Source organism: Citrobacter sp. Igbk 17 (assembly GCF_028069775.1).
GTDB lineage: Bacteria > Pseudomonadota > Gammaproteobacteria > Enterobacterales > Enterobacteriaceae > Citrobacter.
The window spans coordinates 201271-222021 of the sequence record NZ_JANEWI010000001.1; the positions used below are offsets into that span (position 1 = coordinate 201271).

At 53.6% G+C, this 20751-nt stretch carries 19 protein-coding genes and 2 pseudogenes; 5 read left to right on the forward strand and 16 right to left on the reverse strand.

Annotation, left to right across the window (positions count from 1 at the left end):
• Positions 1–135: 135 nt before the first annotated feature.
• Together NNO08_RS00930 and fbpC are read left to right on the forward strand one after the other, a co-directional pair.
• Positions 136–2214: an ABC transporter permease gene (locus tag NNO08_RS00930; protein WP_271441121.1), complete on the forward strand. Its 2079-nt coding sequence runs from the start codon at positions 136–138 to the stop codon at positions 2212–2214.
• Between the two features lie 11 nt (positions 2215–2225).
• Positions 2226–3272, forward strand: coding sequence for a ferric ABC transporter ATP-binding protein (fbpC, locus tag NNO08_RS00935; protein WP_271441122.1), 1047 nt, complete (start codon positions 2226–2228; stop codon positions 3270–3272).
• A 251-nt stretch (positions 3273–3523) separates the two neighbouring features.
• Here fbpC and mmuM read toward each other — a convergent pair whose 3' ends face one another.
• The 9 genes from mmuM to NNO08_RS00980 all read right to left on the reverse strand — a co-directional run bounded on the left by mmuM (position 3524) and on the right by NNO08_RS00980 (position 13673).
• A complete protein-coding gene (gene mmuM / locus NNO08_RS00940) occupies positions 3524–4456 on the reverse strand; it encodes a homocysteine S-methyltransferase (RefSeq protein ID WP_271455979.1) in 933 nt (310 codons plus the stop codon).
• Complete coding sequence (mmuP, locus tag NNO08_RS00945; RefSeq protein WP_271442662.1) at positions 4443–5846, reverse strand: S-methylmethionine permease; 1404 nt, start codon at positions 5844–5846, stop codon at positions 4443–4445. The genes mmuM and mmuP overlap by 14 nt, the downstream gene beginning before the upstream one ends.
• Before the next feature lie 273 nt (positions 5847–6119).
• Positions 6120–7334: a 3-(3-hydroxy-phenyl)propionate transporter MhpT gene (mhpT, locus tag NNO08_RS00950; RefSeq protein ID WP_271455980.1), complete on the reverse strand. Its 1215-nt coding sequence runs from the start codon at positions 7332–7334 to the stop codon at positions 6120–6122.
• A gap of 68 nt (positions 7335–7402) precedes the next feature.
• Complete coding sequence (mhpE, locus tag NNO08_RS00955; protein ID WP_271455981.1) at positions 7403–8416, reverse strand: 4-hydroxy-2-oxovalerate aldolase; 1014 nt, start codon at positions 8414–8416, stop codon at positions 7403–7405.
• Positions 8413–9363 (reverse strand): acetaldehyde dehydrogenase, encoded by a 951-nt coding sequence (gene mhpF / locus NNO08_RS00960; protein WP_271455982.1) that lies wholly within the window; start codon positions 9361–9363, stop codon positions 8413–8415. Before mhpF ends, mhpE begins: the two co-directional genes overlap by 4 nt.
• Positions 9360–10169 carry a 2-keto-4-pentenoate hydratase gene (gene mhpD, locus NNO08_RS00965; RefSeq protein WP_271455983.1) on the reverse strand — a complete coding sequence of 270 codons (810 nt, stop codon included), beginning with the start codon at positions 10167–10169 and terminating at the stop codon, positions 9360–9362. The genes mhpF and mhpD overlap by 4 nt, the downstream gene beginning before the upstream one ends.
• A 9-nt stretch (positions 10170–10178) precedes the next feature.
• On the reverse strand, positions 10179–11045 hold the full coding sequence (gene mhpC / locus NNO08_RS00970; protein ID WP_271456009.1) for a 2-hydroxy-6-oxonona-2,4-dienedioate hydrolase: 867 nt from the start codon (positions 11043–11045) through the stop codon (positions 10179–10181).
• Positions 11046–11062: 17 nt separating this feature from the next.
• Positions 11063–12007, reverse strand: a complete 945-nt coding sequence (mhpB, locus tag NNO08_RS00975) for a 2,3-dihydroxyphenylpropionate/2,3-dihydroxicinnamic acid 1,2-dioxygenase (RefSeq protein WP_271442654.1) — start codon at positions 12005–12007, stop codon at positions 11063–11065.
• A 1-nt stretch (position 12008) separates the two neighbouring features.
• Complete coding sequence (locus NNO08_RS00980; protein ID WP_271455984.1) at positions 12009–13673, reverse strand: bifunctional 3-(3-hydroxy-phenyl)propionate/3-hydroxycinnamic acid hydroxylase; 1665 nt, start codon at positions 13671–13673, stop codon at positions 12009–12011.
• 191 nt (positions 13674–13864) lie between these two features.
• On the opposite strand from NNO08_RS00980, the gene NNO08_RS00985 reads away from it, so the two are divergent.
• From NNO08_RS00985 to catA, 3 genes are all read left to right on the forward strand, one after another.
• Positions 13865–14677: a DNA-binding transcriptional regulator gene (locus NNO08_RS00985; protein WP_271455985.1), complete on the forward strand. Its 813-nt coding sequence runs from the start codon at positions 13865–13867 to the stop codon at positions 14675–14677.
• A 135-nt stretch (positions 14678–14812) separates the two neighbouring features.
• A complete protein-coding gene (locus NNO08_RS00990) occupies positions 14813–15124 on the forward strand; it encodes a putative quinol monooxygenase (protein ID WP_271442651.1) in 312 nt (103 codons plus the stop codon).
• Positions 15125–15272: 148 nt separating this feature from the next.
• On the forward strand, positions 15273–15950 hold the full coding sequence (catA, locus tag NNO08_RS00995; protein WP_271455986.1) for a type A chloramphenicol O-acetyltransferase: 678 nt from the start codon (positions 15273–15275) through the stop codon (positions 15948–15950).
• A gap of 125 nt (positions 15951–16075) precedes the next feature.
• Here the strand turns inward: catA and NNO08_RS01000 are convergent, their stop codons facing one another.
• The 7 genes and pseudogenes from NNO08_RS01000 to NNO08_RS01030 form a co-directional block, all read right to left on the reverse strand.
• Entirely contained in the window at positions 16076–16528 is a 453-nt protein-coding gene (locus NNO08_RS01000; protein ID WP_271442649.1) for an acyltransferase, read from the reverse strand.
• Positions 16529–16765: 237 nt separating this feature from the next.
• Positions 16766–17482 carry a YebC/PmpR family DNA-binding transcriptional regulator gene (locus NNO08_RS01005; RefSeq protein WP_271441860.1) on the reverse strand — a complete coding sequence of 239 codons (717 nt, stop codon included), beginning with the start codon at positions 17480–17482 and terminating at the stop codon, positions 16766–16768.
• A gap of 431 nt (positions 17483–17913) precedes the next feature.
• Positions 17914–18390 carry a cold-shock protein gene (locus NNO08_RS01010; protein WP_048212495.1) on the reverse strand — a complete coding sequence of 159 codons (477 nt, stop codon included), beginning with the start codon at positions 18388–18390 and terminating at the stop codon, positions 17914–17916.
• 86 nt (positions 18391–18476) lie between these two features.
• Entirely contained in the window at positions 18477–18722 is a 246-nt protein-coding gene (locus NNO08_RS01015) for a YmjA family protein (protein ID WP_271449927.1), read from the reverse strand.
• Between the two features lie 409 nt (positions 18723–19131).
• Positions 19132–19684: pseudogene (locus NNO08_RS01020) on the reverse strand (VENN motif pre-toxin domain-containing protein); the annotation flags it as partial.
• 179 nt (positions 19685–19863) lie between these two features.
• Complete coding sequence (locus tag NNO08_RS01025) at positions 19864–20082, reverse strand: hypothetical protein (protein ID WP_271455988.1); 219 nt, start codon at positions 20080–20082, stop codon at positions 19864–19866.
• Positions 20079–20747, reverse strand: a pseudogene (locus NNO08_RS01030) (VENN motif pre-toxin domain-containing protein); the annotation flags it as partial. The gene NNO08_RS01025 and the pseudogene NNO08_RS01030, both read right to left, overlap by 4 nt.
• Positions 20748–20751 lie beyond the last annotated feature (4 nt).

Genomic DNA, 20751 nt, shown 5'->3' on the forward strand with positions numbered 1-20751 from the left:
ACATGATGACCTTCTTCGGATAAGGTTACGTAGGCCGGATAAGGCAACGCCGCATCCGGCAACGATTGTCACCCTGAATGCCGGATGGCGCATACGCTTATCCGGCCTACATCAGGATTGAACACCGGAAACGCTATGTCACAGACACTTGCACTCCATCCCGTGAAAAAACGGGATGCGATATTCCTTTGGGTTTTGCTCGGCTGGCTGGCATTTGCTCTGCTGCCGAGCTGGAGCCTGGACTACGGTCTGCTGGAGTCGACGCGCGACGAAATTCTCGACGCCTACAGTTGGTCACATTTCAACATTAGCTGGCTATGGTATCTGCTGCCGAGCCTGCTGCTGGTGCGTCCGTTTAATGAAGCCCGACGCGAACAGCGCAGCCGCCATTATCTTGACGCGGGCTGGGCATTCTTCTGCATGGCCTTTATCGTTGCCAGCGCCACCCTTGAAGGGCGCGGCTTAGGTTATGCCACCATCGTACTGTTTGTCGCCCTGGGCGCAATCATGACCCTGGCGCTTACCCGTCTGGAATGGCTAGGTGGTGACCGTTTCGTCATCGGTTCACTCACCGCGATTGTCGCGCTGATCGGTATTTTTATCGTCTGGCCGAGCATCGCGATTTTCATTCCGATGTTCACTAACGACACCGGGGAGTTTGCCCCGCTGGCGTTTATGAATGTGCTGTCCCAGGCGCATATTATTCAAGTGATCCTCAACTCGATTATGTTGTCGATTGCCGTTGGTATTGGCTGTACCTTCTTCGGTTTGGTGCTGGCGATCTACACCACCCGCATCGCCAAACGCAGCGCCATTATCGGACGTATTTTCTCGATTCTGCCGATCGTCACCCCGCCGTTTGTCGTTGGCCTGGGTGTCACCCTGATGATGGGACGCTCCGGCTACATCACCGAATTTATGGTCGAGTGGTTTGGCTTAACCAACACCAACTGGCTGTACGGCTTTACTGGCATTTGGCTGGCGCAAGTACTGGCCTTTACCCCGATGGCGTTTATGATCCTCGACGGCGCGATCAAAACCATTCATCCCTCGCTGGAAGAGGCGTCATACACCCTGCGTGCCAGCCGCTGGCAGACCTTTAACGGCGTATTTGTCCCGCTGCTGAAACCGGCGCTGGCGAACGCCTTTTTGATCGTGGTGGTGCAGTCGCTGGCCGACTTCAGTAACCCACTGGTGCTCGGCGGTAACTTCGACGTGCTGGCAACGCAAATTTACTTCTATATCACCGGCTCACAGCTCGACTACCAGGCCGCCAGTACGCTGGGCGCTTTCCTGCTGCTGTTCTCACTGCTGGTATTCTGCGTGCAGTACATGTGGATCGGTAAACGCTCGTACGTCACCGTTTCTGGTAAATCCTATCGTGGCGACGTGCAGCCGCTACCTGTCACGCTGGTGTGGAGCGTGGTTGCCCTGCTGGCGGTGTGGATTGCCTTTAACGCCCTGCTGTACGGAAGTATTTTCTACGGCAGCTTCACCGTCAACTGGGGCGTGGACTACACCCTGACGCTGGCGAACTTTACCAAATTGTTCGGCCAGGGAATGAGCGACGGTGCATGGCCTTCACTGCTCGATACCCTACTCTACGCCGGGATTGCCGCACCGATCACCGCCATCTTCGGTCTGCTTATCGCATGGATTGTGGTGCGTCAGCAGTTCAAAGGTAAGAAGACCATCGAGTTCACCACCATGCTGTGCTTTGCCGTACCGGGTACCGTCGCGGGTGTGTCCTATATTCTGGCCTTTAACAGCGCCCCGGTATACCTCACCGGTACCGCAGCCATCGTCATTATCTCGATGGTGATGCGTAACGTACCGGTCGGTATTCGTGCGGGTATCGCGGGCTTAGGCCAGATCGATAAATCACTGGATGAAGCCTCACTCAGCCTGCGTGCCGGTTCGCTGCGTACTATTACGCATATCCTGCTGCCGCTGCTGCGCCCGGCAATCCTCTCGGCGCTGATCTACAGCTTTGTCCGTGCTATTACCACCGTCAGCGCCATTGTGTTCCTCGTCACACCGGATACCCGTGTGGCAACGGCTTACATACTGAACCGCGTAGAAGACGGCGAATACGGCGTGGCAATTGCCTACGGTTCAATTCTGATCGTGGTGATGCTGGCGATTATTTTTATCTTTGACTGGCTGATCGGTGAATCACGTACTTCCCGTTCAAAAGCCAAAAACCAGGCGTAATGGAGCGCACTATGACTCAGAAAAATTTCGTTGAACTGCGCAACGTCACCAAACGATTTGGCAGCAACACGGTTATCGACAATATCAACCTCACCATCCCGCAGGGGCAAATGGTGACGCTGCTCGGCCCGTCCGGTTGTGGCAAAACCACCATTTTGCGCCTGGTTGCCGGACTGGAAAAACCGAGCGAAGGGCAGATTTTTATTGATGGCGAAGATGTCACCCACCGCTCTATTCAGCAGCGCGATATCTGTATGGTATTTCAGTCCTACGCCCTGTTTCCGCATATGTCGCTGGGGGAAAACGTCGGCTATGGTCTGAAAATGCTTGGCGTATCGCGCTCAGAGGTGAAGGCTCGCGTCAAAGAAGCGCTGGCGATGGTCGATCTGGAGGGTTTCGAAGACCGCTATGTCGATCAAATCTCCGGGGGGCAGCAGCAGCGCGTAGCACTGGCGCGCGCGCTGATCCTCAAACCAAAGGTACTGCTGTTTGATGAGCCGCTAAGTAACCTTGATGCCAACCTGCGCCGCAGCATGCGCGATAAGATCCGCGAGCTGCAAAAACAGTTTGATATCACCTCGCTGTACGTCACCCACGATCAAAGCGAAGCTTTTGCGGTGTCCGATACCGTACTGGTCATGAACAAGGGGCACATCATGCAGATTGGCTCACCGCAGGATCTCTATCGCCAGCCGGCCTCACGCTTTATGGCGAGCTTTATGGGCGATGCCAACCTGTTTCCGGCGACCTTCAGCGACAAATACGTGGATATCCACGGCTATCATCTGCCGCGCCCGCTGCACTTTGGCACGCAGGGGGAAGGCATGGTCGGCGTGCGCCCGGAGGCCATCACGCTTAGCGATCGCGGCGAAGAGAGTCAGCGCTGCGTGATCAGCCACGTGGCCTATATGGGGCCGCAGTATGAGGTCACGGTGGAGTGGCACGGGCAGGAGATTCTATTGCAGGTTAACGCCACGCGTCTGCAGCCGGACGTTGGCGAACAGTATTACCTCGAAATCCACCCGTACGGCATGTTTATCCTGGCGGATGCGGCATGACTTGTGCCTGATGCGCTGCGCTTATCAGGCCTACAGTTCGTGCTATTTGTAGGCCCGATTAGGCGCTTGTGCCGCCACCCGGCAATGCCTGATGCGCTGCGCTTATCAGGCCTACAGTTCGTGCTATTTGTAGACCCGATTAGGCGCTTGTGCCGCCACCCGGCAATGCCTGATGCGCTGCGCTTATCAGGCCTATAGTTCGTGCTATTTGTAGGCCCGATAAGGCGTAAGCCGCCATCGGGCAATAACGCTCAGCTTCGCGCTTTTAGCGCGGCGATATCCGCAGGCGTGGTGCGACAGCACCCGCCAATCAACCGTGCGCCCGCCGCCTGCCACTGCGGTAGATAATCCGCCAGCTGCGCGCAATGATCACCGTGATGATGCCAGGTTTTGCTCACCGCATCGTACTGCTCGCCCGAGTTCGGATACACCACCAGCGGCAGCGCCGTTAAGCCATGCAGATGCTGCAACGCAGCGGTGGTCTTTTCCAGCGCAATGCAGTTAATGCCTAACGCCACCACCTGCGGATATTGCGCGAGGAAAGCGACCACGTCGCGCAGCGGTGTACCGTCGATCAGATGTTCGCTGTCACGCAGGGTAAACGAGAACCATGCCCGCGCACGTGGATACGCGGTCAACAACTCAGCCAGTGCGCGAATTTCGGCAAAATTTGGCAGGGTTTCACAGGCCAGCAGATCGGCCCCGGCATCCAGCAACGCTTCAACACGCGAACGATGAAATGCCTGTAACGCTTCAATGCTTAACGCGTAATCGCCACGGTACTCGGAGCCATCGGCCAGAAAGGCACCATAAGGTCCGACGGAACCCGCCACCAGTAACGTCCCGGCCTGCGGATTTTCCGCCAGATACGCCTCACGCGCTTTGCGCGCCAGCTCCACGCTTTTGCCAATCAGCGCTTTCGACTGCGCCTCATCCAGGCCGAGCGTGGCAAAACCCGCGGGAGTTGCCTGATAGCTGGCGGTGATTGCGCACTGTGCCCCTGCCCGGAAGTAATCCAGGTGAACTTCGCGGATAAGCGCCGGGTTTTCTACCAGCACCCTGGCAGACCACAGGCTGTCGGCTAAGTTACACCCTCGCGCTTCCAGCTCCGTCGCCAGAGCACCATCCAGCAACAGGATATCCTGTTTATCAAGGAGAGCGCGTAACGGATTATTCTGCGACATGTTCTGGCTCCTGTTTTGCTTTACGGGGTTGAGTAAGGAAATAAGCACCATAACACAACGCGACAAACGGTAACCCGCACCACAACGCAATTCTCTGCGCCGGATCGAATGCCAGTCCCACACAGGCCACCAGGCACAGCACAAAACCCAGTACGGGTACCAACGGATACCAGGGGGCGCGATAATGCAATTCACTCAATGCGTTACCCTGCTGCAGATGGCGGCGGCGAAACACAAAATGCGAGGCGCAGATACTCAGCCATACCGCCACTACCGCAAATCCGGAGATCGCCGACAATGCGACAAACACCGTATCCGGGGCCACGACGCTGGAAAACAGCGCCAGCACACCGCCAAGCATACTGACCGACAGCGCCGTCAACGGTACGCCATTTTTCGTGACCTGCGCAAAACAGGCTGGCAGCGTTCGTTCATTCGACAGCGACCACAGCATGCGCCCGGAAGCATACAGCCCGGAGTTCGCCGCAGAAAGAATGGCGGTCAGGATCACGAAGTTAAAAATATCAGCGGCATACGGAATGCCCACTTTCTCAAACACCAGCACAAACGGGCTCTTCTCCACGCCGGCCTGCTGCATTGGGATTAGCGCCGCCAGTACAAACACAGTGCCGATAAAGAAAATAATCAACCGGGCGATGGTGGTACGAATCGCCACCGGGATCACCTTGCGCGGATTTTCCGTTTCGCCGGCGGCAATACCGATAAGCTCAGTCCCCGAAAAGGCAAAGTTCACCGCGACCATGGTCATCAGGATCGGCAGGCCGCCGTGCGGGAACCAGCCTTCCGCCGTGATGTTACTCAGTCCCGGTGCGGGTGAACCATCCTGCATCGGGATAAAGCCGAAAATAGCCGCTCCGCCGAGGAGAATAAAAGCGATGATGGTGACCACTTTCACTAACGAAAACCAGAACTCCCCTTCGGCAAAAAAGCGTGTAGAGATAACGTTGAGGGCAAAAATAATCGCGCAGAACACCACACACCAGATCCATACCGGCACCTGAGGAAACCAGTACTGCATACAGAATCCGGCAGCAGTAAAGCTCGAACCCAGCGCCACAGTCCAGGTCAGCCAGTAGAGCCAGGCGACGGTATACCCCGTCGCCGGTCCGAGGTAGCGCGCAGCATAGACGTGAAACGCCCCGGTTTCCGGCATCGCGACCGACAACTCGCCCAGGCACTGCATCACCAGCCAGACCACCAGCGCACCTATCAGATATGCCAGCAGCGTTCCCGCCGCCCCCGTGGTCGAGATGATGTACCCGGTATTGAAGAATAACCCTGTGCCAATCACGCCGCCTAAGGAGAGCATAATCAGGTGACGCGTTTTCATCGTGCGCTTCAGTGGCGCATTTTGTTGTGTTGTTTGCATATAACCTTCTAAACGTATGGACATCTAAACATCCAAAGAAGGTTTGTTATACCGTGTTTGTTAACAGAATGCAAAGTCAACCCTGCACCAGATGCAGATGCCCGCGTCGGGCGCTTAACACTGGATGAGGGTTAATAATGAGATATAAAAAGGGCCGCCAGCTCATAACGCCTCCGTTGCCAGACTGTATGTAAACTCTGGCAACAGAGCCGCCGACTTGCGTTCATCCGGAAGTAGGAAGCGAATGTTCCCGTTCATACAACCGGATGACCCTCAGGAACCGCTGGCCTGGACCGTCATCTGCGATTTACGGCTCATCAGAATAAATACCGCCAGACCGGCCAGCAAAATCCCCGGCGCAGACGCCGCCATTACGCCCACAGTTCCGGTGCCCAGCGCCAGCATTTTCACGGCCAGCAGCGGGCCGCTCATCGCGCCCAAACGTCCGACTGCAACGGCGGTGCCCACGCCGGTGGCGCGAATCTGCGTGTTATAAAACAGAGGCGCCAGCGCATACAGCACGCTTTGTCCGCCGGTGGCAAACATGCCAGCAACAAAGCCGGCCATCAGCATGCCGCTCCATGACGAAACCGTCCCCAGCGCCAGCAACGAGACCAGCATCCCGGTGTAAATCAGTAACGACATCACCACCGGACGTAGCTTGTCCATCAACGCCCCGAGGATTAACGTGCCGCTGGCCGCACCGATTTGCAGAGCAAACATCACGCCTGCCGCCTGCGATGGGCGAAAGCCCTGCTCCACCAGCAGCATCGGCAGCCAGTTAATCAGCATGTACACCACCAGCAAGGTGAAGAAATAGCACAGCCACAGCAGCAGCGTAGCGGTCGCGGTAGCAGGAGCGAACAGCGCGCGCAGCGGCGCAGCGGCCACCTGTGTTTGCTGGGTATAAACCTGTGATTCCGGCAGCCAGCACATCAACAGCAGCACCAGCAGCAGCGGGATCACACCTCCCACCCAGAATACCGTTTGCCAGGCAGACGCCAGGCCGCTAAACCCGAGCGCCGCCGCCAACGCTGCACCAATTGGCACACCGCAGTACATCAGGCTCACCGCTGTACCACGAAAACGCGGGCCCGCTGCTTCGGAGGTTAAGGCAATCAGGTTCGGCAATGCGGCTCCCAGTCCGACGCCGGTCATCAGGCGGGCGATGACTAACGTTGAAAAGTCCCACGACAGCGCTGTTGCCAGGGAGAACAGGCCAAACAGCGCCACGGAGCCAATGAGAATGCGCTTGCGCCCATAGCGGTCGGCCAGCATGCCGCCCACCAACGCGCCGGGCAGTAATCCCAAAATCCCGGCGCTGAAGATCCAGCCCATTTGCATTTTATCCAACGCAAAGGCTTGAGCGATACCAACGGCAGCGATACCGGCAGCTTGTAAATCCAGCCCCTCCATCAGGGCGACTAAAAAGCAAAGCCCGACGGTCAGCGTCAGGCGCGAAGAGGATGCGGGGGTACGGGTCGTCATAAGATGTCCCTCAGAGGTCACGATGCAGGTGAATCGCGGCTGATACATTGCCAGCCGCGTAATCATTTTTACTTGCTGTTGCGCAGATCCAGCGCCACATCAACGATCATATCTTCCTGGCCGCCGACCATTCGGCGTTTGCCCAGTTCAACCAAAATATCGACCGCGCTCAAACCGTAACGCGCTGCCGCCACTTCGCAATGGCGCAGGAAGCTGGAGTACACCCCGGCATAGCCCAGCGCCAGTGTTTCACGATCCACCCGCACCGGGCGATCCTGCAGCGGGCGCACCAGATCGTCGGCGGCGTCCATCAACGCATAAAGATCGGTGCCGTGCTGCCAGCCGAGCTTATCCGCCGCGGCGATAAACACCTCCAGTGGCGCATTACCCGCGCCTGCGCCCATCCCCGCCAGGCTTGCATCGATACGATCGCAGCCCTCTTCCACCGCGGCAATTGAGTTCGCCACACCGAGGCTCAGGTTATGGTGGGCGTGCATCCCGGTTTCCGTTTCCGGTTTCAGTACGGCTTTCAGGGCGCGGAAGCGGGCGCGAATATCGCTCATGTTCATCGCCCCGCCGGAATCGACCACGTAGATACAGGTGGCGCCGTAGTTTTCCATCAGCTTCGCCTGCTGCGCCAGATTTTCCGGCGTGGTCATGTGGCTCATCATCAGAAAGCCGACGGTATCCATGCCCAGTTCGCGTGCATACTGAATATGCTGGGCCGACACATCTGCTTCGGTACAGTGGGTCGCCACGCGCACGACCCGCGCACCGGCCTGATACGCATTTTTCAGATCGTGAATGGTGCCGATACCCGGCAGTAATAACGTGGCGATTTTGGCGTGTTTCACCACCTCCGCTGCGGCTTCAATCCACTCCAGATCGCTGTGTGCACCAAAGCCATAGTTAAAGCTGGAGCCCTGTAAACCGTCACCGTGTGCCACTTCAATGGAATCGACTCGCGCGTCGTCCAGCGCTTTGGCAATCTGGCGCACGTTATCCAGTGAATACTGGTGACGAATGGCGTGCATGCCATCGCGCAGGGTCACGTCAGAGATATAAAGTTTCTTACCGTTCATGCTGCTTCTCCTGCCTGACGGGTGAGTGACTGCGCCATCTTCTCTGCGGTCGCCAGCGCACTGGAGGTCATAATATCGAGGTTGCCGGCGTAGGCTGGCAGGTAATGCGCCGCACCTTCCACTTCCAGATAGACCGCAGTTTTCAGCCCGGAGAACTGGCCGATACCCGGCAGATTCACTGGTTTATCCTCAGGGATGACGTCAAACTGCACACGTTGCTTCAGGCGATAGCCCGGCACATACGCCTGTACCGCCGCAGCCATTTCATTAATCGACGCCTCAATTTCCGCCTGCGAGGCCGCTTCACTCAGTACATACACCGTATCGCGCATCATCAGCGGCGGCTCGGCAGGGTTAAGCACAATAATGGCTTTACCTTTTTCCGCGCCCCCCACCACTTCAATCGCCTTCGACGTGGTTTCAGTAAACTCATCGATATTGGCGCGGGTGCCCGGCCCCGCCGATTTACTGGCAATTGAGGCAATAATCTCGGCGTAATGGACACGTGCCACACGAGAAACCGCCGCGACCATTGGGATCGTCGCCTGCCCGCCGCAGGTCACCATATTGACGTTCTGCTGATCAGCGTTGGCTTCCAGATTCACCACGGGTACGCAGTATGGGCCAATGGCCGCGGGTGTGAGATCGATCAGGCGAATGCCTGGTTTCACCGCCCGTAAGGCGGCATCGTTTTTCACGTGCGCCCCCGCGCTGGTGGCATCAAAGACGATGTCAATATCGGCAAACTCCGGCATCGCTATCAGCCCCATCACCCCTTCGTGAGTGGTGGCAACGCCCATGCGCCGGGCGCGTGCCAGACCATCGGACTCCGGATCAATACCGACCATCACCGCCATGTCCAGATGCGTGCCGTGACGCAGAATTTTAATCATCAAATCGGTGCCGATGTTGCCGGAGCCGATAATGGCGACTTTACGCTTACTCATGACTGACTTCCTTTTGTAACCGCCGCAGAAAAGGTGGCGGCGACTGAACCAATACCGTCGATATGGGCTTCAAAACGATCGCCCGCATTCACCGCCACCATCGGACCTAACGCCCCGGTGAGAATGATGTCTCCCGCACGCAGCGGCTCGCCGAGGCTGGCCATTTTGCGCGCCAGCCAGACGGCGGCGTTGATCGGATGCCCCAGACATTCGCTGCCGCGTCCGCTGGAGACCTCTTCGTTATTGCGCGTCATTGTCATCGCACAGTTTTTCAGATCTAATCCCGCCGGACGTTGCGCCGGACCACCGACCACATACACGCCGCAGGAGGCGTTATCCGCCACGGTATCGACAAACTGAATTGACCAGTCGCGGATACGGCTACCGACCACTTCCAGCGCCGGTAATACCCACTCAATGGCGTTGACCAGCTCATCAAAGGTGGTGTCGGCATCAGGCAAATCGCGGTTCAGTACCAGCGCAATTTCGGCTTCAATACGCGGTTGCAGCACGCGGGAAAACGGGATAGTTTCGTTGTCGCCGTAGCACATGTCGGCAAACAGCGTACCGAAGTCCGGTTGATCGACACCCAGCTGTTGCTGCACTTTCGGGTGCGTCAATCCCACTTTGCGCCCAACCACGCGACGCCCGCGCGCCGCATCGTACTGCACGTTGATGCGCTGAATAGCGTAAGCCGCCTCGGCGTTGTCCATGCCAATCAACTCACGCAATGGCCCTATCGCTTCGCCCTTTTCCTCCGCCTGACGTAAATCGGCGGCTAACTGCTCAAGATTTTGCTTCGTCATGTCCGTTCCTTAAGGGCGTGCGAGGAAGTTCAGCACCAGCTGATTAAAGGCTTCCGCATGTTCCCACTGCGCCCAGTGCCCGCAATCGCGGTAAATGTGCAGCTCAGAGCCAGCAATACCGGAAAGCAGACGCAGCCCCGCATCCATCGGCACAAAGCGGTCGTTGCGCCCCCAGACGATCAGGGTCTGAGCTTTGATTTCCGCCAGACGTGGACCGAAATCCGGGAATTGTTTCGGGTTAGCTTCCAGACTCTGAACAAAATTGTCCAGGTGGTCGCGGCGCGACAGCATGTTGTTCAGACGCGCCTCAAACAGCGATTCGGTCAAATCACTGGTATCGAAAACGAAGATTTCCATCATCAGTTTCAGGTTTTCGATGGTCGGTTCGCGATACAGCTGATTCAGGCGCTTGATTCCTTCGGTCGGCATCGGGGTAAACAGGCTCATGCCGCCCGTCCCGCCGCCCATCAGCACCAGTTTGCCCACGCGTTCCGGCCAGCTCAGGGTAAATGCCACTGAGCTGTGGCCCCCCATCGAGTTACCCAGCAGATGAATTTTCTGAATATCCAGTTGATCAACCACACTTTTCAGGATGCGGGCATTGAGATCGGATCGCGACCCACGGTTAACGATCCCATCGCTTTTTCCCCAGCCAGGACAATCCAGCAGGATCACCCGATAACCGGCCTCCACCAACGGATCGATATTACGGCTGAAGTTCGCCCAGCCCGTCGCCCCCGGTCCTGAACCATGTAACAGCACGACGGTTTCTTCGCCCTGCCCACAGTCATTAAAATGCACACGCAGGGTTTCACCTGCTTCCTGCACCTCCAGAAAACGGCTGGTGGCGGCTTCGGTTTGCGGTTGGTAAGTCATCATGTTCTCCTGCATATTCAGTTCTGTGTAGTGGCACTCAGGGAGCCAAACCCGGCGATCCACTCCGGGATCGGGCGGTAATAACGGCCTTCACTGCGCCAGTTGCCAAAGGCAGAAATGGCGGCGAAGGCGGCAACCCAGGTTTTAACTTCGTGTGTTGATTTGCCCGCCATCGCGGACAACTCTTCATTACTGACCGTATCCAGCTCCTGCAAACGTCCCTGCTCAAGCAGGGTCATAAAGCGGTTATCCCAGACGGGGTTAAGCGGGTGCAGTGTGTTTTGATCGGTCACGAACTTCTCGGCGGCGCTGATTACCCGCTGCTGGCGCAGTTCTCGCTCGTTTTCGGGTAGCTGTTTGCCGCTGCCGAGCAGACGGTCACGCATATGCGCGTCAGCCTTTGCCAGTTCCGGTACCGGCGGCTGATGCGACAGCCCACCGGAACCTAAAAACAACACACGCTTATTCAGCGAACTGGCGAAACGACCAATCGCTTCGCCGAGCATACGAGTACGCTGGAAGCCCGGTAGCGGCGTGGCGACACCGTTAATAAACACGGGTAACACCGGCACCTTATCCAGACCGCCGAGCAGAAACTCCAGCGGCTGCGCAAAGCCGTGATCGACCTGCATGTTGTAGGAAACGGCAAGATCAATGCCGCTTTTCATCACCGCGTGGGCACAAGCTTCAGCGAGATCTGTCGGCACCGGCAGTTCCCCCGCCGCGCTGCCGAAATCGCCAATTGCCGTGGCACCTACGCCTAAACAGAACGGCGGCATCACGTCATAGAAAAAACCGTTGTAATGATCGGGGGCAAACAACACCACCAGTTCAGGATCGAACGCCGCAATGCGTGCACGCGCGCTGGCGATCACGCCGTTGACTTCATCGAGCACGTATTGCGCCGGGTCGACATAGCCCACCAGCGGCGAGTGGGAAAGACAGTGAAGATAAGCGTGCATATCAGGCTACCTTTTCAACAAGAAGATCGGCATTGACGCGAGTCAGCGTCATCACCGACGCCAGTTTATTCAGGGTATTGCCCAGGGTTTGCGGAATGGCAACGGCAGCAACAAAGCGATCCGGGCGCATCACCACCAGCGCGGCGTTATGCTGAGCAAACCAGGCACGCAAACGGTTCTGCGTATCACCAATGCGGATAACGCCGTCATGGTTATCCTGATCGGTGGCAATCTGCGTATCCGGCACCACCTGAATAAACCGCGTGCCCAACGCCTGCCACTGCAGGATCTGCGCCTCGCTCATGCCCCACAACGGATTACAGCCCCAGCCAATGACCGCAAAATTCGCCCCGATAACGTTGTCGAGCAGCGTCACCTCGCCCGTTTCCCGCGTCACCTTCGGCTGGATAAACATTTTGCCGACCGGTGACGTTTTCGCCTCGCCTTCACGTACCAGCGCCCCGACGTGATACTGCGGCATCGGTTTAAAGCGCATTTCCAGGAAGTAGCGTTTGACTGGCGGAAGGTAGTTCAACAACCAGGAGACTCCGTCGCGCACCGCGCCGTGCCAGCGTTTCGGCGGAGCCAGCACGTTGCCTGCGGTAACGGACAAATCAATCATCGCTTTGGCGTGGTCACGGCGTTCCTGCTGGTAGGTATCCAGCAGCGCATCACCGGCTTTACCCTCGATCACCAACGCCAGTTTCCACGCCAGGTTGAAGGCATCACGCATGCCGCTGTTGTAACCCTGCCCCTGCCAGACCGGCATAATGTGCGCCGCGTCGCCTGCCAGCAGTATGCGGTCAATCCGAAAACGTTCGGCCAGACGGGCGTTATGGGTATATACGCGTTGGCGGATCAGCTCGACGTTATCCGGGTTCGGCAGCACTTTGCTCAACAGCTGGCGCATATTCTGCGGCTCACTCAGTTGCGCTTCGGTTTCCCCCGGCATCACCATAAATTCAAAACGACGCACCGCATGAGGCAGAGCGGCAGAGACATACGGACGCACCGGATCGCAGCACAGATAGACATGCGGTGTGCTGAGCGGGTCGTTGGCGATATCCACCACAATCCACTGATTCGGCGCGGTTTTGCCTTCAAACGGTACATTCAACGAACGTCTGACATTGCTGCCGCCGCCATCGCAGGCCACCAGCCACTGCGCCTTCACCGTTTCGCGCTGACCGTCTGGCGTTTTCAGGTTCAGCGTCACTTCGCCGTTTTGTTGGCTGAAGGCTTCCAGTTCGCGGGAGAACAGGCAGCGCACATTGGGAAAACGCGACAGCCCTTCCAACATCACCGCGTCCACTTGTGGCTGAATGAACGCGTTGCGGCGCGACCAGCCAAATTCGTCGGTCATCGGCTGGATATCGGCAAAGCAGCGGCCTTTCGGCGTAAGAAAGCGCATCGCGTGCCACGGCGTGGTATGCGGCAGAACGTTTTCGACCAGGCCAACGGACTGCATGGTGCGCAGCGCTTCATCGTCAATGCCGATGGCACGGGGATAGTCGATCAGTTTGTCGAGTTTCTCCACCACCAGTACCTCAATGCCCATCTGGCCAAGGTAGTTGGCCATCATCAGCCCTACCGGGCCGGCACCAGCAATCGCCACCTGCACGGTGTGCTGTACAGCAGGCTGGATATCCGGGTTTATCGTTGTCATTTCAGAACCTCACTACTCGGACAAAACGCAATTGCAGACCCTGGCGAGGTGCAACTCATTTCGTTAAAAAAATGTGAATAATTTTTTATTGTGCGGTCAGTATAGGAGTGGGTTTTTGCGCTACAATCAAAACATGCCTGGATGTGCACTAAGTGCACAACGTTGTTTTACCTGTAGATTTGTCAATAAATATGAAAAATGACGACGCTGCCGAATACAAAACCGTACGCGGATTAACGCGCGGATTAATGTTATTAAATATGTTAAACCGGCTCGATGGTGGAGCCAGCGTTGGCCTGCTGGCTGAGCTGAGCGGCCTGCACCGCACCACGGTCAGGCGACTACTGGAAACGTTGCAGGATGAGGGTTACGTCCGGCGCAGCCTTTCCGATGACAGCTTTCGTTTAACCATTAAAGTCCGCCAGCTCAGTGAGGGATTTCGTGATGAGCAGTGGATTTCTGCCTTGGCTGCCCCGCTGCTGGGCGATTTGCTGCGCGAGGTCATCTGGCCGACCGATGTTTCCACCCTGGATGTGGATGCAATGGTGGTGCGCGAAACCACCCACCGCTTCAGCCGCTTATCGTTTCACCGCGCGATGGTTGGACGTCGCTTACCGCTCTTGAAAACCGCCTCCGGCCTGACCTGGCTGGCATTTTGCCCGGAGAATGAGCGTCAGGAACTGATTGAAATGCTGGCCTCGCGACCCGGAGAAGAATACCAGTTGGCGCGTGAGCCACTGAAGCTCAATGCCATCCTGACCCGCGCGCGGAAAGACGGCTTTGGCCAGAACTATCGCGGCTGGGATCTGGAGGAAAAAATCGCCTCCATCGCCGTCCCCATTCGCAGCGAACAGCGGGTGATCGGCTGTCTGAACCTGGTGTATATGGCCAGCGCGATGACCATCGAACAGGCTGCGGAAAAACATCTTCCGGCCTTACAAAAGGTGGCAAAACAGATAGAAGATGGCGTCGAATCGCAGGAGATTTTGGTTGCCGGGAGGTGAGGTGGATCACAGTTATACGCATCATCTGATTGATAGCTGGAATGATTCACTCATCAGCCGATATCACGTGGTGTCATCTTGCTTAAATGATATCTTCATTGCAGAGTGTGCATTCATTTTCTGCCAGGAGGCTACATGTTAAAGGTCATTGCTGAAGATTTTATAAAACCTGAATATATTGAAACCGTTCTCCCTTTGTATCGTGAACTCATATCCGCCACGAAGAAAGAACCACTCTGTCTTGCTTATGACCTCTATATTGATGAAAAAGATCCCGGCCATTTTATTTTTATAGAAGAATGGCCAAACCACGCGGCGCTTGATGAACATTGTGCGAGCGAGCATTTCAGACGACTTGTGCCGTTAATCGATCAATACACGCGCAAAGAAGCACGTTACATATTGATGAATAACATCGTAAATCCAGGGGCGCAAAGTCTCTTGTGAAGAAGCTTTAATCTTTCCTCCTGTATAAGGTTACGCTACTCTCACAAATGCGTTCGCTGGTAACATGCTTCGGGACATGTAGCTTGATTAAGTCACGGAAAGACTTAGGCTAAAATATGGTACTTGATTGCAAATCGAAGGATAAAAAATGAAAAAAACGACTCCAGAATATACGACTGTTGACTTATCTCGTTGGGCAAGAAAAGAGCATTTTGAGGTATTTCAGTCTTTTGCTCAAAGTACCATTAACCAAACTGTTCTGTTAGACATTACCGCGGTACTAAAACATATAAAAGAGGTTGGCTGGAAATTTTACCCTACTATGATTTCCCTCCTTGCTAACGTTGTCAACAAGCATACTGAATTCCGTATGGCCATAAAAAACAATGAGCTTGTCATATGGAATGAAATTCATCCAAGTTATACCATTTTCCATAATGAAACTGAGACTTTTTCATCATTATGGAGCCGCTACGATGGCAATATTCATCACTTCCAAAACACTTATTCAGAAGACGTTGCACGCTATTGTCATAATCTTTCTTATTGGCCGAAGGGAGAGTCTCCGGAAAATGTATTTTTCGTATCGGCTATTCCTTGGGTAAGTTTTACCAGTTTTAATATCAACATTGCGAACATGCAGAACTTTTTTGCCCCCATGTTCACACTTGGAAAATACTATGAACAAGATGGGAAAGTAGTGTTACCTCTCGCCGTTCAGGTACATCACTCCGTGTGCGATGGTTTTCATTTAGCAAGACTAATCAATGAACTACAGGAAATGAGTCATGACCTACGGCACCATTCAGAGGAACGCAACGTCTGATGCAGCAGACGTTTCTTTATATAGCGTGAACAGCAAGAATAATCGCCATGTCTGCGAACAAGCGGGGTCGACATGAACGGTCTGGGAAGAACATAAATTGGGGTTCGCGATAGCAAAGGTAATACCTAAAGCTTTCGCAAAAGTCTGGCCGGATTGCCAGCATACACGCCTTTTACCAGCACGGGCTTTGTCACCACACTACCGGCACCAATCACCGCACCACTGCAAATTTCCGTTGTTAAAATTGTGGCTCCACTCCCCACCGTTACTGCATTGCCTAATACAATATTAATCCAGCTTTTTGCAGAAGCGTCAGGACTTCCGCTCTTGAAAAGATCGTTAGCAAAGGTCACGCCATGCCCTATAAAGCAGTCCTCGCCTAAGGTAACGTTCTCACAGATGAAAGTATGGGACTGCACTTTAGTTCTATCGCCTATGACGCATCCCTTTTGTATCTCAACAAATGGTCCGACAAACACATCATGGCCCAGGTCGCATTCATAAAGATTCACAGGCATGACTATTGTGACATTTTTACCTTGTTTTACGTCACGAATACCACTTTCAATAATATTCATATCAGCACTGTCCTTACTCAAGATAATACGTCTCAGCATTGAAAACCTGAATTTTCAGGAACTCCTTCGCTATCTATCATCAGATAGCCAAGGCCAGAAATTTCAACTAATGCGTTTCTTTTAGCGATAGTACTTTATCTATTTTTTTACAATCAACACATCTTATCAGACATGTTGATTATAACAAACTTACAATTTATAAAATCTGCCATAATGACAGATTTCTTTAATTTATAATTAGAGATTTGCAACGTTATGATATACTTTTTGAACATCATCATCATCTTCAAGGGCATCAACAAGTCCTTCAAAGATTTCTAAATCTTCTGGTGAAAGTTCAATTTCTGATTGAGCTATCATTTCTAATTCTGTGGTTGAGAATTCAGTAATCCCCGCTGCTTTGAGGGCTGCAATTCCTTTATGGAGGTCTGTAGATTCAGTGTAAATAATGATGTTGCCTTCTTCTTCGGTGACATCACGAACATCAACTTCAGCTTCAAGCAAAATTTCAAAAATATGGTCAGGGTCAGTGCCTTTAAATACGATCACACCTGTATTATCAAACATGTAGCTGACAGAACCTGCCGCCCCGATATTCCCGCCTTTTTTATTGAAGATTGAGCGAATATTAGCAATCGTGCGGTTAACGTTTGAAGTCAGGGTTTCAGCGATAATCATGGAACCACTTGGACCAAAGCCTTCATAACGTCCTTGCAAGAACGTTTCGCCGCCGCCACCTTTGGCTTTATCAATAGCTTTATCAATAACATGCTTTGGAACCTGGGCTTGTTTCGCACGTTCAATAACGAATTTTAAAGCTGTGTTTAATTCTGGGTCTGGTTCACCTTGTTTAGCCGCAGCATAGATTTCCACACCGAATTTTGAATATACTTTAGACGTTGCACCGTCTTTAGCCGTTTTTTTACCAACAATATTGGCCCATTTACGTCCCACTGGAATAGTCTCCTCGAAAATTTATTTACATAACAGGCAGGTTAATAACCTGCCTGTTTTTCCCGCCATATTATATCACCATATGTAAATTCTCGTCTATGAGAAATAAAAACATCCAAACCTTACGGAGTGTTACTTTAATTTCATCAATAATTAACATTATGGATAAGTTATTCCAAAATTTTATTCTGGTGCTTCTGTTTTTATTTTTAATAATGGAGTCGCAGCAATAATAGATAAGACAAGAGAATCAAAAGTAATAACCCCGGCATAGTCCCGCGTTCACTTTTTATATAAAACGCTCACATTTTCTTCTGACACAAAGCCACTTTTGCGTCCACATACCTGCCCAGTCTGACTGAATGCAAAAAAAACCGAAACACTGCTTTTGAAAAGCGCAGCGTTTCGGCATTCATTCACTCTGAAGGACGTCAGACTTTCAGCAGTTTCACCGTCTCGTCGATGTCAATTTCATCTTCCGAGAAGATCAGCGTCGTGCCCTGGAAGGTTGTGATCGCCAGCTTTTTCAGTGTGCGCATTTCGCCTGGCTTCACGTCTGATTTCGGTCGGATGCTGTTCATCAGCACGCCGACAGACAGCACCGCGTTTTCTTTATCGATACGGGTTTCAACCGGTACTTCTTCGCTGTACACCAGGTAAGACTTGATCGCTGTGAGCTTCAGGCGCTCGCCCGCGATATAGATGTACTTGCTGTCGGGTATGACTTTCACCGCATAGGCAGACAGGCCTTTGTTGTTGGTGGTGGGTTCAAAAGTCACCGCCGCGTCTTTCTTGATCAGCTCAGGATTAGCAACCTTAATCACATGAAAATAGCGGTTGTCGCCGTTTTCATCTTTGATAAATCCAAAGCCTTTATCTTTAAACCACGTTGTGATTGTTCCGTTCATTGCTGTTTCCGCCTGATTAAACCGAATACTCGTAGAGTATACCTACTCAATTTGCGCGCAGTGTAAAACACAGGCCCCGTCTTTGGCTACTCGTTACCCCAGCGATTGAGAAACTCCGCGATATCATCAATACGCTGTGCGTCGACGCCGGCCACCGTTGCCATCTCCTGCTGCGCGTCTTCGCTGATCTCTTCGTTGTTCATCAAACGGGTGATCAGTTGCTGGAAGTAGTGCGCCAGCGCATCGCGTTCGTCATCGCTCACCGGCTTTGCGGCCTCGGTCGCGTACTCATCGGCGATATCATAATATTTTAGCGGAATGTCGTTGTTCATCAGGTGCTCCGGGGTAAATGCGTGTGCCAGCAGTTGCCTGCCGCGTCTGGGGTGAATGATAGCATTGTTATTTCATGGTTCGCGATCTGTTTTATTGGTTGCAATATGTTGCATTTAACCAATATATTTCTGAAGCCGCTTCGCATTTATTTTATTCAGTTCGGTATAATAATTTTAGTGAAATAAAAGTGTAATGAAGAAAGTTTTTATTTTAACCGCAGTACGAAGATGCCTTAATAAACATAAAGTGACCCTATAGTTAAAAACCTTTCCTGGTGTGCTACATGATTTAGCGATTTACCGCTAATTTAACGCAAGCAAATAAAGATTCACCCCGTAGGCCTGATAAGCGCAGCGCATCAGGCAGTGACTCGCCACCGTCCCCTTTCGAATAGAGGCTAACCAAACTCCCCGCTGCATTCCAGCCTACCGTTCATGCACTAAGCCAACAATGACTACGTTTGCCGGGTCTATAGTGCCCTCCGCCAGGTAGCCAATTCCTGCGTTTGCCCCCGCGCCAGTCCCCACATCGCCTGAGCACTGCCAGGAAGCAGAGCCACTGTACCTGTTGCCAGCACCAGCCCTACCGCATCACGTTCATTCATTGCTTTCTGACAGACGGCTCCACCAGGGTTATCAGAACAACTCGCCATATCTATCCCATGCTGACGTATCCATGCTGCCTGCGCATCCTCACTCCCGCCCATCAGGTTATTCTCCGCCGCATTCTTCCCGGCCTGCGCACCCGCTACCGCGCCACCCAGTATCGCATGCGCTATCAGCGCCGCTTCATCGCTTAATCCCAAATCATGACCAATAATATTCGCCAGGTACGGGGCCGATGTCCCCGCCAGCGCCGCGCCGGCATCTCCGCCCGCCAGCCCCTGAAGCGCTGCCGTCGCTGCCTGAATTCCACGCTGGAAATCACTCCCCGTACCATATTCCGCCTGTGCATCACGCCAGGTCTGCGTCTCTTTCAGCTCTTCCACCGTTTGTTACGTCAAATCCACCGTCGCCAGCAAACAGACCCGTCTGCTCCTGCACCGAGGCGTAATTTCTCAAGCCACATTGCCCGGGCACTGAGTCATTTTCTGAGCACAGGACTTGTTTTGAGCAACACTCAGCGTATTATTCTCCGCGATTAAAATCCTTTGATCTTAAAAAGACGACATAGAACGATCCCAACGCCAATAATAAAGCCACCGCCGCCACCTACTTTTAGATTATGCAGGGCTTCGGGCAAAGAAAAACTGAAGCTACCCCGGATGACATAATCAATAATAAGTAATGACAAATAAGCCAGTTCAGCCATGATAATCCCCGCAACTACAGAGAAGATAAAAAAGAGAACATTAATCATTTATCTCCCTCTCCCGCAGAGCCCGTACGTTTTTCTATACCTTTACCTGTTATTTCAGAGAAGAATGAGCCGCCAAAATCACCAAAAGCACCAGGAACACGGCTAGGGGATATTTCCTTCGAAATCCCAAAATCACCTTTTACTTCAGTATACTTCTGAAGTGTCGGGTTAAATTTCGGATCCCAGCCACCTTTCCACCAGTTTGCCCCTGCATTAACACCCCATGAAAGTCCTTTACCAATGCCATAACCGATACCAGAACCAGCACCATTAATAATCGCCCCAGACAGCGGGTCTTTGTCATCTATCCAGTTACCAAATGCACCACCTGCCGCATTCCAGCCTACAGTTCCCACCACTCGATTCCCCATACTGAACACATTCACCCAGCCCGCAATAGCTACGTTTGCCGGGTCTATAGTGCCATCCGCCAGGTAGCCAATTCCTGCATTTGCCCCCGTGCCCAGTCCCCACATCGCCCGGGCACAGCCAGGAAGCAGAGTCACTGTACTTGTTGCCAGCGCCAGCCCTACCGCATCACGCTCATTTATCGCTTTCTGACAGGCGGCCCCTCCAGGATTATCAGAACAGCTCGCCATATCTATCCCATGCTGCCGTATCCATGCTGCCTGCGCATCCTCGCTCCCGCCCATCAGGTTATTCTTGGCA